14 protein-coding genes are annotated in these 18,894 nt (G+C 47.2%); 11 read left to right on the top strand and 3 right to left on the bottom strand.

The window, feature by feature from the left end:
- Position 1: 1 nt before the first annotated feature.
- From ACR32F_RS28335 to ACR32F_RS28295, 9 genes are all read left to right on the top strand, one after another.
- Complete coding sequence (locus ACR32F_RS28335) at positions 2-1,243, top strand: cytochrome P450 (protein ID WP_440113041.1); 1,242 nt, start codon at positions 2-4, stop codon at positions 1,241-1,243.
- Between the two features lie 7 nt (positions 1,244-1,250).
- Positions 1,251-2,012, top strand: a complete 762-nt coding sequence (locus ACR32F_RS28330; RefSeq protein WP_440113038.1) for a thioesterase II family protein — start codon at positions 1,251-1,253, stop codon at positions 2,010-2,012.
- A gap of 43 nt (positions 2,013-2,055) precedes the next feature.
- Complete coding sequence (gene ltaE, locus ACR32F_RS28325) at positions 2,056-3,105, top strand: low-specificity L-threonine aldolase (protein ID WP_440113035.1); 1,050 nt, start codon at positions 2,056-2,058, stop codon at positions 3,103-3,105.
- Between the two features lie 22 nt (positions 3,106-3,127).
- Positions 3,128-8,173 (top strand): amino acid adenylation domain-containing protein, encoded by a 5,046-nt coding sequence (locus tag ACR32F_RS28320; protein WP_440113032.1) that lies wholly within the window; start codon positions 3,128-3,130, stop codon positions 8,171-8,173.
- A 59-nt stretch (positions 8,174-8,232) separates the two neighbouring features.
- Positions 8,233-9,252, top strand: a complete 1,020-nt coding sequence (locus tag ACR32F_RS28315) for a cysteine synthase family protein (protein ID WP_440120044.1) — start codon at positions 8,233-8,235, stop codon at positions 9,250-9,252.
- A complete protein-coding gene (locus ACR32F_RS28310) occupies positions 9,245-10,468 on the top strand; it encodes an ATP-grasp domain-containing protein (RefSeq protein WP_440113029.1) in 1,224 nt (407 codons plus the stop codon). The genes ACR32F_RS28315 and ACR32F_RS28310 overlap by 8 nt, the downstream gene beginning before the upstream one ends.
- A gap of 21 nt (positions 10,469-10,489) precedes the next feature.
- Entirely contained in the window at positions 10,490-11,761 is a 1,272-nt protein-coding gene (locus ACR32F_RS28305) for an MFS transporter (protein ID WP_440113026.1), read from the top strand.
- A gap of 97 nt (positions 11,762-11,858) precedes the next feature.
- Positions 11,859-12,971, top strand: coding sequence for an arginine 2,3-aminomutase (gene blsG / locus ACR32F_RS28300; RefSeq protein WP_440113024.1), 1,113 nt, complete (start codon positions 11,859-11,861; stop codon positions 12,969-12,971).
- A 104-nt stretch (positions 12,972-13,075) separates the two neighbouring features.
- The gene (locus ACR32F_RS28295) at positions 13,076-13,915 is read left to right on the top strand and encodes a phytanoyl-CoA dioxygenase family protein (RefSeq protein WP_440113021.1); all 840 of its coding nucleotides are present in this window, start codon (positions 13,076-13,078) and stop codon (positions 13,913-13,915) included.
- A 238-nt stretch (positions 13,916-14,153) separates the two neighbouring features.
- Here ACR32F_RS28295 and ACR32F_RS28290 read toward each other — a convergent pair whose 3' ends face one another.
- Complete coding sequence (locus ACR32F_RS28290) at positions 14,154-14,828, bottom strand: VOC family protein (protein WP_440113018.1); 675 nt, start codon at positions 14,826-14,828, stop codon at positions 14,154-14,156.
- A 19-nt stretch (positions 14,829-14,847) separates the two neighbouring features.
- Positions 14,848-15,729, bottom strand: a complete 882-nt coding sequence (locus tag ACR32F_RS28285; RefSeq protein WP_440113015.1) for a LysR family transcriptional regulator — start codon at positions 15,727-15,729, stop codon at positions 14,848-14,850.
- A 169-nt stretch (positions 15,730-15,898) separates the two neighbouring features.
- Between ACR32F_RS28285 and ACR32F_RS28280 the strand changes: the two genes are divergently transcribed.
- Positions 15,899-17,095, top strand: coding sequence for an MFS transporter (locus ACR32F_RS28280; RefSeq protein WP_440113012.1), 1,197 nt, complete (start codon positions 15,899-15,901; stop codon positions 17,093-17,095).
- 133 nt (positions 17,096-17,228) lie between these two features.
- Here the strand turns inward: ACR32F_RS28280 and ACR32F_RS28275 are convergent, their stop codons facing one another.
- Entirely contained in the window at positions 17,229-18,242 is a 1,014-nt protein-coding gene (locus ACR32F_RS28275) for a helix-turn-helix transcriptional regulator (protein WP_440120043.1), read from the bottom strand.
- A gap of 88 nt (positions 18,243-18,330) precedes the next feature.
- Here ACR32F_RS28275 and ACR32F_RS28270 point away from each other — a divergent pair, with 88 nt between their 5' ends.
- Positions 18,331-18,774 (top strand): VOC family protein, encoded by a 444-nt coding sequence (locus ACR32F_RS28270; protein ID WP_440113009.1) that lies wholly within the window; start codon positions 18,331-18,333, stop codon positions 18,772-18,774.
- Positions 18,775-18,894 lie beyond the last annotated feature (120 nt).

Genomic DNA, 18,894 nt, shown 5'->3' with positions numbered 1-18,894 from the left:
CATGCCAACAACCAATGCCCCGAATACATCAAAAGTGAATTTAGCCGAAGTCGATTTGCTCGACCCTCAGTTATATAGCCATGGGGAGCCTTACGCTGTATGGGACGTTATGCGCCGTGAGGCGCCTGTTCATTGGCAGCAGGTTAATGAGGAACTGGGATTTTGGTCCATTACGAAGCATAGAGATGCCATTCAAGTTTTGAAAGACTACAACACATTTACTTCGGAACAGGGCAGCTTGGTGAATCTGCTGGGAACAAAGGACCCGGCGGGGAGGAAGCAAATGGCGGTCACAGACCCGCCGCGTCATACCCAGATTCGCCGCCCGCTCCAGCGCGGGTTCAATCACAATTCAATTGACAAACATGAGGAACAGATTCGCAAGACCATCCGCAGATTGTTATCTCCTTGCTTGGAACCGGACGGAGTAGACTTTGCCCGTGCCATGTTCGAGATGTCCATTGCCGTGAGTGCATGCATGCTGGATCTGCCTGAAGAAGATTGGCCGATGCTGACGCAGCTTACCACGATGGCCATTGCTCCTGATGATGAAGAATACATGTTGGCAGAGGGGAGTACCGCCACCCTGCAACGTGCACATCGCGAGTTGTTTGGTTACTTTCTGGACATCGTTAGTGAGCGTCGTCGCTCTCCAGGTGAAGACTTGATCAGCATTCTGATGAATGTGGAGATGGACGGAGCCAAGATAGATACGGGTACCGTGATTTCCAACTGTTATAGTATTTTGCTCGGAGCGACGGTCACTACACCCCATGCTGCCAGTATCTCTTTTTTGGAACTGGTCAAAAAGGATTTGTACAGTGAGTTTGCCTCCCACCCGGAATGCATGGACAGTGGACTCGAAGAAGTATTTCGCTGGTCTTCTCCAGCCAGTCATTTTATGAGATACGCGACGCGTGATGTTGAAATTAGGGGAACGCAGATTAAAGAAGGCGATGCTGTTGTTGTGTGGCTCGGCTCAGCTAACCGCGATGAGGATATCTTCGCCGATCCTTATACCTTCGACATTCGGCGAACGCCTAATCCGCACATTGCCTTTGGCAGCGGCCCCCACCACTGTATCGGTCACAAAACTGCGAAGCAGACGATGACCATGCTGTATGAGGAACTGTTCGCAAATTACGAACGCTTTGACATCATGGGCCCCGTCGAATATTTGGGCTCCAACTTTATTAGCGGTATCAAACATATGCCTGTTCGCGGGTATGCACGAAAATCGTAAGGAGTGGATGAGATTGGAATACGTTATTGAAGAAGCGGAAATTCAAAACAATCCATGGCTCCTCAGAGAGCCGTCCCCATTTGCCAAAGCACGTTTGTTCTGTATACCCTACTCCGGCTGCGGTGCAAGCATGTATCGCCACTGGCCTGAATTTATTGGCAAGATCGAAGTATGTCCGATCCAGCTTCCTGGTCGCGAGAACAGATTTCATGAACCTACCTACTCATCCTATGAGCAACTTGCAGAGAATTTTAATGAAGCACTACGCCCTTATATGGATCGTCCCTTTGCGTTTTTTGGTCACTGTGGTTCGGCGTTACCCAGCTATGAGGCTTCCGTTCAATTGATGAAGAATGGCGGGCCATTGCCGTCACACTTGTTTATATCATCCCAAGTCGCACCCCATGAAGGCCCCTATGGCAGGTTTCTGGAACTGAGTGATCAGGAGCTTGCAGTGGAGATCGAATTGCTCATTCATAAAATGGGGGGAAAGGCTTTGCCTGACATTGTCGAGCTGAATACAGGAATCATGCGTTCTGATCTGGAAGCAAATCGCAGTTATATACAAAGTTGCCCCGAGACTCTTCCTTTTCCGATAACGGCTATCGGCTGGAATAGAGACAAAGAGGTGAACCCGTCCCTGTTAGGCGGCTGGAAGGAATACGGACAAGCGTCCTTCAAAGTGCTGGATGGAGATCATCATGATTTCCTCCAAGCCCCGATGGAGTTGGTAAGTACCATTGCCGAAGCGATGAGGCGTTATATTTAATCGCATGAAATGAACATCATGCTTTTAGTCTGGAGGAGACAGTATGTCTGATTTTTCCAAGATTGAACTTCGCAGCGATACCTTTACTCTGCCTACTCCTGAAATGCTGGAAGCCATGGTTCAGGCTGAGCTTGGGGACGATGTGTACGGTGAAGACCTTACTGTAAAAAAGCTGGAATTGAAGGCAGCGGAAATGCTGGGAAAGGAAGCGGCCATTTTTATGCCCAGCGGCACGATGGCTAACCTTGCTTCCATCATGGCCCATTGTCCACGTGGTTCAAAGGTACTCGTTGGTGATGAGTCGGATATTTATATTTATGAAGCGGCGGGGGCGAGTGTTTGCGGAGGGATTATGTACGAACCAATCAGGACCCAAGCTGACGGGCGTCTTGACCTCGAAGATCTGCAAAAGGCGATCCCACGGGACCCGGAAGACCCACAATTTGCTTTGCCGGGATTGCTCTGCCTGGAAAATCCACATAATCGTATGGGCGGACGAATATTACCACTGTCTTATCTGGAGGACATTCGGGCTTTTGCCAAAAGGCATCAAATCCCTGTGCACATGGACGGTGCCCGACTCTGGAATGCCTCTGTAGCAATGGGGATACCTGCAGCCGTAATTGCTGATTACGCCGAATCCCTTCAGTTTTGTCTTTCCAAGGGCTTATCTGCTCCCATTGGCTCAATGGTTGTTGGCAGTGAGACGTTTATCCAAAAGGTATACCGAATTCGCAAAATGCTTGGCGGAGGCATGCGACAGGCCGGAATAGTTGCAGCAGCGGGATTAGTTTCCTTAAACAAAATGGTATCGCGGCTGGCAGAAGATCATTCGAATGCCAAACGGCTCGCGGAAGGACTATCGTCCATTCCGGGTATTGCATGTGAGCCTCAAACTGTAGAGACCAATATCGTTTTTTTTCGCGTAACCGACCCTCGATTTACGTGGGAGAGCTTTGTACAGAAATTACATCAAAAAGGAGTACACGTCGATGAGCTTGGACATGGCCGTATTCGGGCAGTGACTCATGTGGGAGTCAACTCGCAGCAGATTGAGGAGGCCCTGCATCATATGAGGGATACACTGGCATGAACAATTAAGGGAGGGGAATGGCTTGGAATTTCCGAATGCTTGCCTTCATGAGCTTTTCGAACAGCAGGTCGAGCGGACTCCGCGGCATATTGCGGTCCTCATGAACGATTCATGCCTTACATATGAGGAATTAGACAGACATTCCAATCGGCTTGCACATTATTTAATCCAAAAAGGGGTAGGCCCGGATATACCAGTAGGCGTCTGCATGAATCGCTCGCCAGAGCTGATTGTGGTATTACTCGGGATATTAAAAGCTGGCGGTGCTTATGTTCCGCTCGACCCGGAAGCTCCATATTCCCGCAAGCAACAAGTATTGATCGATGCAGGAGCTCGCTGTTGCATCACCGATCAAGTCGGGCAGCCCGATACTTCATACATTGCAGAGGAGATGCTTGTCTTCGCGGCCTTCTTCGATGAACTTAAGAATCAGCCTGAGAGCTCACCGCGTAGCGGGGTTCGTCCTGATCATCTTGTCTCCGTATATTATACTTCAGGTTCTACCGGCAAGCCGAAAGGTGTTGCCAACATGCATCAAGGCTGGGTGACGGCGTTATTGTCCATGCAGCAGGTCTTGCAGTTACAGCCTGGGGAGACCGTTTTGCAGAAAACGACACTGACCTTTGATGATGCGGCGCTGGAAATCTTTTGGCCGCTGCTTGTCGGGGGCAGAATCGCACTTCTTGAGCCAGGGTTGCATCGGGACCCTGAGGCGATCGTAGAGGCTGTCATACGATATGACGTCGCTTTCCTTGTTCTAGTCTCAAGTATGCTTGGCCGAGTGCTGGATGTGGTTACGTCGCAACAGGTTCAAAGCATGACACACTTGAGGGGGTGCTTCGGAGGCGGAGAGGCACTGCCAGCACAGATGGGGCGCCGGTACATGCAGTTAAATATGCCCGGAGACTTATACAATCTTTGGGGGGCAACGGAACTATCTATTGGTTCCACGTTGCATCGTTGCACGATAAAGGACTTCTCGGCAGAGGGCCAAATTCCCATTGGAACACCTTTGAGTAACAGCAGGGTCTATATCCTGGACCACAGTTTGCAAAAGGTAGCGACTGGCATTACCGGTGACCTTTATGTCGCGGGTCAAGGCTTGTCAAGGGGATATATCAATGATCCCGAACGCACGAACCTGGTGTTCATCAAAGATCCGTTTGTTCCAGGTGAACGAATGTATCGAACAGGGGATCAAGCCTATTTTCACGAGGATGGAAGCATTGGGTTTGTGGGACGGTCCGATCATCAGGTCAAAATTCGCGGCATTCGTGTTGAACTTGGTGAGATTGAATCCGCGTTGATCGCCGAACCCCACGTTAAAGAAGCTGCGGTGCTGCTACGCGAGGACATTCCCCATATCCAGCGCCTGACGGCATATGTCGTATTGTACCCCGACCAGTCAACAACGGCGGGACAAATCAAGGAGGCCTTACAGGAAAAGCTACCTGCTTATATGATCCCGCATTTTATTATGCTGCTGGATGAGCTGCCGCTGAACAGCAATAGCAAGCTCAATCGTCTCGCCTTGCCCATCCCGTCGGTTGCTGTTGGCGACTCTGCGACAGAGAATGAACCGAAAACAAAGATGGAAGCGTTTCTCGCTGAAACGTTCGCGGACGTCCTACGGCTTGAACGGGTCGGACGGATGGATGACTTTTTTGAAGTTGGGGGAGATTCCATTTCTGCTTCAAAGGTTATGAGTCTGCTTCGTTCCTGTACGGATCCGAACCTGCCGCTGACACTGATCTTTGCCCTAAGAAACGTGCAGGATTTAGCCAGGTATCTTGAAGATCGCGGATACCCGGGCGAGAATTTGAATACACAGACATTGTTTACTTCCAATAAATTGGCCGATCAAAAGCTGGAGATGTCTTTTGGCCAGGAACGTCTCTGGTTTGTCCAGCAAATGGAACCGCTCGATCCGGTGTATAACGAGCCTTTGGCTTACCGATTGGAAGGTGAAGTGGATACCCGGGCGCTGCATGAGGCGTTGCTCGAATTAATGCGTCGGCATGAGGCGTTGAGAACAACCTTTACCGTTGTAAATGACCAACCCGTACCGATTATTGCTGAAGCACTGGAGCTACAGTTCCCGATCATCCCATTGGAAACGGGTGCAGAGGATCAGCTGGAAACGCGTATTCAGCAGAGACTGAGCGAGGAAGCACGCAAGCCTTTTGACCTGGAGCAGGGACCTTTAATCCGAACGGTTCTGTTCAAGCTTGGAGAGGGTAGCCATATTTTCTTCATCAATATGCATCATATGATAACAGATGCCTGGTCAAACGTGATTTTTCTAGATGAACTGAACATTCTGTACAAAGCATACCTTGATCACAGGCCAAGCCCGTTACTGAAGCTGCCCCTGCAATACTCCGATTATGCCGTATGGCACAAGGAATGGATTCGGGAGAATGGCCTTCTGAAGCAGCTTGATTTCTGGAAAAACGAACTATCGGGAGAGCTGCCCATTTTGCAGATACCAACCGATGAGCCTAGACCGCCTGTTCAAACCTTTGAAGGGGATAAAATATATTTCACCCTTCCGGAGCAATGGATGTCGCGCATTCAGGCGCTTGGCCGGCAGACGGAAGCATCCGTATATATGATTTTGCAGGCCGCTTTTAGCCTCATGCTTCATCGTTATTCCGGTCAAAAGGATATCATTGTCGGATCACCTATAGCAAACAGGAATCAGCACGGACTGGAGCAAATGATGGGTTTCTTCGTGAACACGGTAGCTATTCGCAGCCAATTTAAGGGAGAAGACAGCTTCCGTGTCTATTTGCAAAAGGTTAAAGAACGTTGCCTCAACGTCTACGAGCATCAGGACATACCGTTCGAATTGCTGGTAAGGGAGCTGCAACCGGAACGGAATCATGCATATTCTCCGATTGTTCAGGTCATGTTCGCTTATCAAAACCAGTTAGAGGAAATGCTGGAGCTGGGTGATCTGACTGTGCATTCAATCGAAGTGAACAGCAAGGTTTCGCGATTTGATCTGACCCTTTTTGTGAAGGAAGCAGCTTCCGGACAGTTGTCATGTACGTTCGAATATAATACTCGACTATTCAGAAGAGCAACAATAGATCGAATGATTAAGAGCTTTACATCCCTGATGGAAGCGATTTTGGGTGATCCAGAGCAGAGCATAGCCAGGCTGCCTCTGTTATCGGTGGATGAGCAGCAACGCATCCTTTATGCGTGGAATGATACCTTTGCAGCGTTTCCTTCTGAGGTATGCCTGCATGAATTATTTGAACGTCAGGCAGGTGAAACTCCCCAGCTTATAGCGGCAATCTATCAAAATAAAATGTTAACTTACGAGGAACTGGAGAAGCGCTCCAATACGCTTGCGAATTACCTGTTGCTTCACCATCTTGGAGAACGAAGTGTTGTAGGGGTTTGTGTAGAGCGATCTTTGGAGCTGGTAGTCAGTCTGATGGCGATTTTAAAAGCAGGTGCTGCTTTCGTTCCCATCGACATGGAACTGCCTTCAAGCCGAATTCGGCACATTTTGCAAGATGCGGATGTGAAGGTATGTCTCGTCCAGGAACATGCAAGAGAGAAGCTTGCCATGGACGGAGTTGCCCTCATATGCCCCGATTCGGAGTGGGATCTCATCAAGCAGCAGCCAACAAGTAGGCCTATACGCAACGTAACAGCGGATTCGCCTGTGTCGGTGTATTATACCTCGGGTTCTACCGGCAAACCGAAGGGACTTATCAATGTTCACCGGGGCTGGGTAAATCGAATGTGTTGGATGCAGAAGCACTTTAAGTTGCAAGCAGGGGAAACCGTTCTTCAGAAAACAACGCTGACCTTTGACGATGCAGCAGTGGAGTTTTTCTGGCCTTTGATCTCTGGCGGACGTGTGGCGCTGCTGGAGCCTGGTTTGCACCGTGATCCACGTTCAATTATTGAAGCGTGTATTCAATATGAAGCCGTTCACGTACAATTTGTGCCAAGTATGCTGAATCTGGTACTGGATGAAATCACGTCTGATGATGAGCGGCGACTCCGTAAGCTTCGCAGTACGATCTCGTCCGGGGAAGCGCTAACAGCAAACACAGTTAAACGCTTCTTCGCCAAGCTGCCGGGTACGCTTAATAACACTTGGGGTGCTACGGAGGTGTCGATTGACTCCACGCTTCATGTAGCAACGAGCGAGGATATGGAAGCCGAAGGGGCTGTGTGTATCGGCAAACCGATTGATAACAACCGATGTTACGTGCTGGATGATTATTTACAGCCAGTCCCACCCGGAGTTAACGGTAAATTGTATCTCGCTGGTGTAGGGCTTGCTCAGGGCTACCTGAATATGCCGGACCGAACGGCTCAGGCATTTGTTCCAGATCCATTTGTTCCTGGAGAACGGATGTATCATACAGGCGACCTCGGCTTTTATCGTCCCGATGGCTCTCTCCAGTTTATAGGGCGTGCTGATAATCAAGTGAAAATACGCGGCATGCGGGTGGAACTGGGGGAGATTGAAGCGGTGCTGCTGCTTCATGAAAACGTAAAAGAAGTCGTCGTGCTTGTGGATGAAGACTCATCTGGCATCAAACGTTTGGTGGCTTATGTTGTGCCTTTGGATACCACGACAGATATAAGCGAGGAACTTCGCCAAATGGCAAAGGACGTGCTGCCTGATTATATGGTTCCTTCCTTTATCCTGCTGCTTGACCGGATGCCCCTGAATGCAAACGGAAAGGTGGACCGAAGCCAGCTTGCCAAGCCTGAACGACTCAGCCATTATGCTGCTGCCAGCTTTGTGGAGCCTCAAACTCAGATGGAGGAGTATCTCGTTGGGATCTGGCGTGAGCTGTTAAATATGGAGCATGTCGGTGTAGAGGATCATTTCTTCGACTTGGGTGGACATTCCTTGCTGGCTACGCAAATTGTCTCCAGAGTTCGCCGCCAATTGAAGCTGGAGGTTCCGTTACGTGAAGTGCTGCTTCATCCAACCATCAGGCAGTTTGCATCCAGAGTGGAGGAGTTTCTCTACGAGCAGATTCAGCAGATGAGTGACGAAGAAGTAGAAGCTATGATGAAATCCTGACCAGTTGTGCAAGAAAAGAATACTAAAGCTTGGGGGGAAGCTGTTTGATTTGCACAAACATGATCGAGACGATAGGCAATACACCCTTGGTGCAATTAAACCATAATCGGATCATCGGCGGTAATGTCTATGCCAAGCTGGAATTGATGAATCCCTTTGGGATGAAAGACCGCGTAGCCAAGCAAATTATTTTGGAAGCAAAGTATAGTGGGCAATTGCAGGATGGGGCTCCCATTATTGAAAGTTCGTCCGGAACAATGGCTTGCGGCGTTGCAATGGTTGGGACCTGCCTGGGGCATGAAGTTCATATTGTTACCGATCCGCGAATGGACCAGATTACTCTCGCCAAGCTAATAGCGTTAGGCTGCAAGATTGATATTGTGGAACAGATGGGCACAAACGGATGGCAGAGCGCACGATTGCAGCGACTCAACGAATTGATGAAGGAGCTTCCGGGGGCCTACTGGCCCAGACAATATGAAAATTCCAACAACCCTGCTGCATATCGTGAGCTTGCTCATGAGGTCATGGAGGATCTTGGACGTGTAGATTACCTGGTTGCTTCTGTTGGAAGCGGAGGGTCTATGACAGGAACAGCTCGTGCGCTCAAAAGGTACAATCCGGATCTCAAGGTGGTGGCGGTCGATTGTATTGGCAGCGTTATTTTTGGACAGCCTGATTGGCCCCAACGTTTGCAAGGCGGGCTGGGCAATTCCCTAATTGCACCAAACGTAGACCATTCGATCGTTGACGAAGTGCACTGGCTGAACGACGAAGAAGCGTTTGCTGCAACGCTCGCTCTGGCAAGAGAACAGCAAATTTTTGCTGGCAATTCCTCTGGTTCGGTCTACGCGGTAGTCAAATGGCTGCAGTCCAATGTCCCTCAAGATACGAATATATTGGCAATTTTTCCGGACCGGGGAGACCGTTACGCCAGTACCATCTATAACACGGACTACAGAAAAGAAAAACAAATTGATGCTTTGCGCTTGCCTGAGGGACCGCAATTGGTTCCTTATCAGACTGTCGTCCATTCGTGGTCCTACGCCAGGCTCTCGGGAGTGATGCACCGTGTCTAGATTGGTGTTTATTGAAGCAAACACGACAGGTACAGGAATGCTCGCCTTGACTCGTGCAGCAAGTTGGGGACTTGACCCCGTATTTTATACCAATAATCCAGAAAGGTACGCCGGATTGAAGGAAACGGGATGTCAGGTTCATGTGTGCGACACGAATGATTTGAATCAGTTGCGTACACACCTTGCAGAGACGATCCATCCTTCGGGAATACAGGGCATAACGACAACTAGCGAGTTTTACTTGGAGCAGGTGGCTGCGCTGAGCGCAGAGTACGACCTTCCAGGGAATCCCCTTGAAGTTATTCGCAGGGTGCGGAACAAAGCAGAGACGCGCAGGATACTTGCACAGGCAGGTATGATTCAGCCCCCCTTCAAGGTGGTTCGCCATGAATCAGAACTGGCTACCGCAATAAGCAGCATTGGTCTTCCCTGTGTAATCAAGCCAACGGAGGATAGCGGCTCAAATGCAGTTCGTCTTTGCATGAGTCTGGAAGTGGCTGAACAGCACGTGTCTAACATCCTTTCACATAAATTTAATGTGCGCGGTCAATTAGCACCGAAGGAAGTTCTGATTGAGGGATATATCGAGGCTCCTGAATATAGTGTCGAGACGATTAGCTGGCAGGGTAAAACGGAGATTATCGGTATAACTCAAAAATCGCTTGCAGGCCTTCCTTTTTTCGTAGAAGCAGGGCATCTATTTCCGGCAAAATTAAGTTCAGTGCAATCCGACACGATCATTCAGACCGTGCTGCATGCCCTTGAGATCATCGGATTTCGAAATGGAGTTGCACATACCGAAATCAAATGGACGGAGAATGGCTGCTCCATTATTGAGATTAACGGTCGTTTGGCAGGAGGAATGATTCCGGAACTGATTCGTCTCACTACAGGGGTGGATATGTTGGAGCAGCAAATATTATGTGCTTTTCGCGGGCCTACCATTCAACAGGTGAAGTACGAGGGTACAGCCGGCATCCGGTTTCTAATGTCAGATACGGAAGGGCAGGTTGATCAAATTATCGGCAAAGATCAGGCAGTGCGGATAAGCCATGTGAAGGAAGTTAAAGTTAACGTTCTTCCCGGGGAGCGTGTAACTCCTCCACAAAATGCTTATCACCGTCTAGGCCATGTTATTGCTGAAGGGAGCACCTTCGAGGAAACGGTTGAGACTCTCGATCATGCCATGAAACTTATTCAGATCATAGTAAAGTAATTAAGCTTGTAGGAGGACTTCATGAGTAGAATTTCGTTCGGTTTATTGAAGCAGAATGATTTTAGGAATTTCTGGTTGGGACACACAGTTTCGTCATTTGGCGTTCAGATTACAACCGTGGCTATTCCCCTGATTGCAGCACTAACCATGCATGCATCACCGCTTGAAATGGGATTTTTGACTGCAGTCGAATTTTTACCGTTTTTGCTAATCAGCTTGTTTGTTGGTGTGTGGGTGGACCGCAAGCCTAAACGTCCGATGATGATCGCAGCTGACATTGTTCGTGCTGTTGCACTCATTGCTATTCCTGTTGGAATATTCATGGACCTATTAACGATGCCCTTGCTTTATATCATCGCAGCAATCGTCGGTATAAATACGGTTATTTTTGAGATTGCTCACGTTTCTTATCTGCCTACGGTTGTCAAGAAAGATGAGTTGGTAGAGGGGAACAGCAAACTGGAGTTTAGCAGCTCTAGTGCCACAGTTGTAGGGCAAAGTATCGGCGGGGCACTGATTCAGCTATTCTCAGCCCCTTTCTCTATCCTATTTAATATCGGCACATATCTGGTATCCGCAGTATATCTTGCTCGTATTAAAAAGCAGGAGGATGCGGTCGAGGTACCAGAGGGTTCCAAACAGAACATGGGAGCCGAGATTCGTGAAGGAGCAAAATTTGTTTTTCATAATAATATCCTGCGCGCTATTTTGATCGGAACAGTCATTTTTAATCTGTTTACCTATGTAATAGAACCTATTTTTATTTTGTATATTTCACGGACCTTGGCACTGGCCCCCGTCTATATTGGCTTGATCTTTTCGATGTCCGGTGTAGGTGCCTTGCTCGGAGCTTTTATTGCCGGTCCCATGGTGAAAAAACTGGGGATTGGCAAAACCATGGTGACTTCGTTGTTTCTGGCAGGTCTTGTCTCACTGGTTATTCCTGTAGCCACATTATTGCCTACCTTACCAGCCGTCATCCTCATCATGGTGATGTACATGATTGATGCTGCAATGGTCATTGTGTATAACATCAACCAGCGTAGCTTGAGACAGGGCATCACCCCGCAAAATTTACAGGGAAGAATGAATGCCTGCATGCGGATGTTTGGCATGGGTGTAGTTCCGATTGGCGCGGTGCTTGGAGGCTGGCTTGGAGGAGTTATTGGTACGACGCCAACCTTGATTGTGGGAGCGATTGGACTGATGGGTTCATCTATTTTTATCGTCTTTTCATCGGTACGAACCATTACACAGCCTGCAGGTTCGGATGTTACTTCACATGGGGGGTGATTGCTGAATCATTTGCAAGCCGGTCAGAGGCAGGAGAGTACAACGATCTTTTCGACTTTAAAAATCAACTAAATACATGCTCTGAGGAGGAATTAGTATGCGTGGAGATTGGGATTGGAATAACTGGAAAGCACAATTCCGCAATCGGATTCAAACGGTTGAGGCGCTAAAAGAAATTATCCAATTAAGTCCTGAAGAAGAAAAAGCGATTAAAAAAAGTGAAGGACTGTACCGTTGGGCCGTCACTCCGTATTATGCTTCGTTGATGGACCCTACAGATTCCAATTGCCCAATTCGCTTACAAGCTCTGCCAACTGTTGACGAGTTGATGCCTAATATGTATTCCGACGTTGATCCCGTGGGAGATATGAAATATCGCAAAACGAATCGTATTGTTCATAAATATACGGATCGAATTGTCATGCTAGTTACAGAGCAATGCTCCGTATATTGCAGACATTGCACGCGCAAGTATCATACGACGGATGTAAACGGGACTTATTTTGAGAAGCAGGAAGCGGAATCCTTTGAAGAGGATTTCAAATACATTGCAGAACATCCGGAAATTCGCGACGTACTGTTAACCGGGGGAGATCCTCTGACCTATTCCGATGACAGGCTTGAGCATATCATTTCACACCTCAGAAGTATTCCACACGTCGAAATTATTAGAATTGGGACAAGGTATCCCGTTCTCCTTCCTCAGCGCATTACGAAAGAGTTTTGCGAAATGCTGGAGAAATATCATCCAGTTTGGCTGAATACCCACTTTAACCATCCGAAAGAAATTACGGAGGAATCAGCGAAAGCCTGCAATTTGTTGTTGAAGCATGGTGTTCCAGTACAGAATCAGTCCGTTCTGCTTAAAGGCATCAATGATGATCTGGAAACGATGAAAGCATTGCTTCATGGCCTGTTGAAGATCCGTGTGAGGCCATATTATCTCTATCATTGCGATAACGTGACGGGTGTTTCTCACTTTATGACCCCGCTGGAAAAAGGTATAGAAATATTACGTGGACTTGTCGGGCATACGACTGGATTTGCAGTCCCAACGTATGTTGTGACAACCATTAACGGTAAAATCCCGATTTCGCTCGATACCATTGTTGAATACTCAGAAAAAGGATTAACTCTGTTAAGTTATGAGGGAAAAGAGACGTTCATTCCATATCTTCGACCGCAAGGGGCAGTTAGTTCCAAAGCATAATAGCTACTTGAAAACCGCTCAAATCCATCCAGGGTTTGGGCGGTAGTTAATCATTGAAAGTAACGGTTAGCGGCGAAAGAAATATTATTGTGGGAGGGTTCGTTATGTTACTAACACCCGAGCAAGTTGAGAGCTATAACCAGCAGGGGTACTTGTTTCTGGAGTCAGCTATCCCGAAGAATATACTAAATAAGTTGAATGCAGAAATTCCAGCTGTATTTGCCGAAGATTCCCCAAGGAGAGTCTTTGAAAAAGATAATCGAACGATTCGCTCTATTTATGCCCCTCACTTCACAAACAACACCTTTGATCAACTCAAATCCTACTCCAGGCTATTAAATCCGGTGATGCAGCTCTTGAATAACGAAGTATATCTACATCAATACAAAATTAATGTAAAAGCGGGCTTGGCAGGTGAAATGTGGAACTGGCATCAGGATTATGTATATTGGGAGAAGGAGGACGGGATTGCTAAGCCAGAATTAATTAATGTAAGCGTTTATCTGGATGAAGTGACGGAGTTCAATGGTCCGCTGGCTATCATTCCGGGCTCCCACAGATTGGAGAACATGGAAACGGTGATCAGTGGTTCTGAAGCTGAGTCAGATGAAGTGTGGCAGAATCATTTGAGCGTTGATTTAAAGTATACATTGGATAAGCCTTTACTACGCAAACTGGTGAATGCTTACGATATCGTTGCACCTAAGGGGCCAGCGGGCTCTGTTCTAATTTTCAACCCATTAGTGGCTCATGCATCAGCGCCTAATATTTCCCCATTTGATCGCAAACTGTTAATTATGACGTATAACGCGGTGAATAATTTGCCTCAAATTGAATTGACACGTCCTGATTTTCTTGCTGGTCGTGATTTTAATGCACTAGAGGTTTTGGAACATGAAGAATGGAAAGAGGAGTTGCTTGAAGAGCAAGGTTCCGTTTTCTAATTATATCAATCCTCATAGAACAGCTTGTACGGAGACGTGGCTCTTTCAATGAGGCAAACCTTTTAACGGTGCCAAGATTGGCACCTTTTCTTGTTGTACTGAACAGTATAACGAAAGCTGAAAAACTAACGCCAGTAGTCATACCGACGTCAGTTTGCAAGATCGTTCTTTTTTCATTGCCAGAAGTCTGCTGTGATGTCCAACAGATTACGACTTTTGTATTTACTGGCCTGCTGGCTTAAACCGAAACGATAGAGTACAGACCATCTTGTACACGTAGACTACCTGGCTGCCCAGTTTCAACCTTTACCTCAGTGGCAAACACAGCAGGCATACGTCCATCTGGGAACCAGGGCTTCTCTTTGTCGATTACAATAAACATGCCTTCGGCGTCACCGATGGGGGAGAATTGCTTTCCATCTCCGGCAAATGGTTCAAGTTTATAGTGACCATTCATCAGATTCATCGTATCTGGAACATCATCGACAGGCAGGCCAATCTCACTAATACATAGCAGATGCTTCGCAGTGAATGATTCATCGACGGCATTATTCAACGAATGGTGAGCAATGAACTCCATCAAATTACCGTTTGGATCATAGAAATAAAAGGCTGTTGCATCCCAGTAGGGGAAATAGAATTCATCCTGTCCATCTTTGGAAAGCAACGGAATATTACGATCCTGGAACCACTTTTTGGCATCAGCAAGTTTATTCGTCGGAATCGTAAATGCTACATGATAAAATGGTTTCTCCTGTTCAGGAGCCTTCTTAAAAGAAAGGATCGAATCTCCTGCTTGGAATGACATGAATGATGCGCTCTCCTTCAGTAGTTCCAACTCCAATAAAGTGCCATAAAATAATTTCATTTCCTCAAATTGTTGTGTCAGTAAGCCAACTTCTCTTATTTTCATGTAAGTCACTCTCCTTAATTCATTCTTGATTAAAATACTCAATGGTTTTTTGAATAAAGGCTTTGGCCGATTGTGTCAGAAAACGGTCGGATCGATATATGATTTCGAAGTTCCGATGTGGGGCATCATCCGTAATTCGGATGCAGCGTAGTGTCGGTTCATTCATCGCTTGGATCAAAGGTAAAGGGAGTACGGTTCCTCCGACGTTGGCTTTGACTAGGCTAATGATGGAGGTCGCCGAACTTGTCTCCATGATCGTATTTAAGGTGAAACCATATTTACGGCAATAGCTGTCAACCAACTCTCTACCGGTGAATCCTTCGGGGAACATTACTGTCTGAATATCACGCAGTTGTTTGATTCCAATCGTAGTACGTTCAGCCCAATCGTGGTTCTCGGAGACGACAAGCACATACTCTTCCCTGCATAGTGGAATGCGGACAAGATGGTCATCAGGAGAAGAAGTTAGTTCGATTCCGATGTCTACTTCGTTATCCAGGACTTGATTTATTACGTAAATCGAAGAGACAACCTTCAATTTCACCTTGGGAAATCGAGTATGAAAATCAACGAGCAATGGGGTGAGACGGTAGTCCAAGTCTGACGGAAGAACACCGATAACCAGCTTGCCTCGCTGATCGTTGCGGAATTCGGCGATTGCATCCTGGGTATTCTGCAAATGGCGAACCATCTGTATAGAGTGCTCCAGAAACAAAGCCCCCGCTTGTGTCATCACAATTTTTTTGCCGACCCGGTCGAACAAGGGGACACCTAATTCATCCTCCAGTGCTCGGATCTGTTGACTCAAGGTGGGCTGTGAGATACCGATTTTTTCAGCAGCGCGGGTGAAATGAAGCTCTTCACAAACCACAATGAAGTGCTCCATTTGACGGATTTCCATAATTGCATCGCCTCCAATCATTGGTTTATACAATCATTTTAATAGAAACAATTGTATTGTTCAATCATTAATTCGCGATTATACTTATATTGCACCACTAAAAGACTTAAAACGTTGGTACTTATTAGGTGCAACCAGACAACCATAACAATACATGAGGTGATCCATAATGAAACTTTTTTATATCGTCCTGGCGCTTATTCTGGCTTCATTGAATTTACGACCGCCGATTACATCCATTTCTCCTCTAATGAGTACGATACAGAGCGATCTGGGTATTAGCGGAATTACCGCCAGTCTGTTAACTACGCTTCCCGTATTATGTATGGGCATATTCGCTCCGTTTTCCGTCAAACTAAGCAGAAGATGGGGGAATGAAGGCGCGATTGCTCTGGCATTAATTCTAATTGGAGCCGGTACAGCACTACGGTTATTTGTGGGTACAGCTCCTTTGATGATGTTCACTTCTTTTCTATCCGGTGTTGGGATTGCGTTGGCCGGGCCACTGCTGTCCAGTTTTATTAAACAGTATTTTCCCACGAGAGTTGCTGCCATGGTGGGTATCTACTCTACAGCGATGGTGATGGGGGCCAGCATTAGCGTAGGGTTATCGGTTCCGCTTCAGAATGCCTTGGGAGGTTCGTGGAGAGGTTCATTAGCCGTATGGGGATTGCTCGCAGCGATTGCTTTACCGATCTGGCTGAGATTAGCTCTGGTAGAGCGCAGGAAGAGACAATCCGCGCAGACTTCCGCTACGAAAGTGAATTCTCTTCCATTGAAGAACAAGCGTGCCTGGGTGCTGACATTATTCTTCGGGTTGATGGCGGCAATCTTCTATTCTTTGACCGCTTGGCTTGCGCCAGCAATCCAAAGCCATGGCTATAGTCAAGAGACTGCCGGCAACATCCAAACCTTATTTACATTGATATCGTTGCCCTCTACGTTATTCATCCCCATGCTTGTGCACCGCTACCAGAGGCGTGTATTCTGGCTTGTCGGGTGTGCGTTACTGGAGTTGACAGGTGTCCTGATGCTGAACTTCTCAGTTAGCCCGTGGCTTGCAGCGATCCCACTCGGTATTGGGGCAGGTGGACTGTTCCCGATCGCATTAATGTTGCCGATTGATGAGACAGGCAATGCTCAGGAAGCCAGCGCCTGGTCCGCAATGACTCAATCCGGTGGCTACATTCTGGGTGCACTTGGGCCACTGGCGATAGGTTGGCTCCGCGATGCAACGGGAAGCTTCGTTCAGGCATTTTATGGCTTGGCTGTGATCATCGTGTTGCAGATTATTGTTCAATTGGCTATAGGCAATAAAAAAAGCTCAAAAGCTGTTTACCATGAGCAGGAGCCAAAAAGCATGTAGGTAAAATGGAGAAAGAAATGAGATCGTGATCGTTCAGCCATTCAAACCGGCCTAATGAAACCGGAAGTCCGATCGGGGACGAATCCTAAATCAGATATAGTATTTAATTAGAGTTAAAAGTCATGAATTATCATTAAACATGATCTAACAAATCCAGATAGTACTGCCTTAACGCTTCCTGTAAGATGACTGGCTCCACAATCTGAATCGATTTACCAAAGCCCGCAAGATATCTAACAATGAAATCAAGCTCATGGGGTTCATACGAACCGACCAGATACGTGTGTCCCATCTTCTCCATGATCTGCATGGAAGGATAATGCTCTTGCTGGAAAAGCTCAACTCCGGCTTCGTCAATTCGACATTGAAACGGGGTAGCGTCTTGTGATGGGCTCCATAACGAATGGATATCCTGTGCTTGCAGTTCAGTGACATGAGCCAAAGGCTCGATGTCTGTCACTTCTACTGAAGTGATTCGGTCGCAGCGGAACACACGGTATGCCTGTTTATGCAGATCATACGCCTGGCAATACCAATAGCCTTTTCTGGCATAAAGCGTGATTGGTTGAATGGTGCGGATGTTGGAGCTGGATGTACGAGATGATGAATGCAATTGCTCAGGATCAGGTAGGTTTGCAGGAAACTGTTTTTTACGAGGAGATCTACGCTGATCAGGGTACGTAATCTGGATTACGATATTCTGTACAGCAGCCATTAATAAGAACTCCAAATGCGAACTATTCCGGATCTGCTCCGTGTGTTGGAAGGAAACCCGATGCTGTATGTTTTCGATATCCTGTCGTTGCTTGTCCGATAACGCGCTCATAAATTTTTCGTGAATGGTACGGAACGTAGCCTGAAAGGGCAGGTTGGAGAAGCTTCGGAGGGCCTGCATCGCAAAATAAAGAGCATGAAGCTCACCCGTGTTAAACGATATGGGAGGCAGCTGCATCTGCTGGAGCAGTCGATACCCGCCATACCGTCCGTATTCCACATAGATGGGCGAACCTAACTCTTCCATTGAAGCGATGTCTCTTAGCGCAGTTCGTTTGGAGATCTGGAACTCCTGCATGAGATCTTGCAGCGTAAATTGTTGTTTTTGATTAATAAAGCGCAGCATCTGGTTCATGCGTTCTGATTTTTTTATCATCGAAACCTCTTAATGGTGCCATGGATTGGCACCTTTCGTTGTTATAGTGATAAGTGTAATCCAATAGAACGAAGGAGGCAAACCAATGAATTTTGAAGTGATACCCTTTTTGTCGATGAACGGGGATGCGGCGGCAGCCATTGCTTTTTATGAGGAGGTTCTGGGCGCCAAGGTGATATTCAAAAAAAGCTATAAAGAGATGAAGGAAATGAATCCGGGCTTCGAGTACCCTGCGGGCCAAGATGAGTATATTACGCATTCGGTGCTGGAGATTGGGGTCAACAAGATCATGATTGCGGAGGAAGCGATGGACACGGAGATACCGTGGCAGCTGGGAAACAGCACGTCACTCTGTATTCAATCCAAGGATAAAGGTTCGATTGATCAATTGTATGCTTCACTTGTGCAGCATGAGGGTGTAAAGGTGCTGATACCTTATGAACAAAATGAATTCAGCCCAGGTTACGGCATCGTTCGGGACCCGTTCGGAATTGCGATTCAGCTCTGTGTGACCGTACATGATTTTTAAAATGGTATCAAGACCGGAATCACTTACCTTGTAAGAAATCCATAACCAATTCAAAAATCATTTCAGTGTAGCAAAGCCCGAAGACATGGTAAACTGTACCCTATGTAAAGGACATTTCTA

It is taken from the genome of Paenibacillus hebaui (genome assembly GCF_051934385.1).
GTDB lineage: Bacteria > Bacillota > Bacilli > Paenibacillales > Paenibacillaceae > Paenibacillus.
This window is presented reverse-complemented; position numbering and strand designations above follow the sequence as displayed.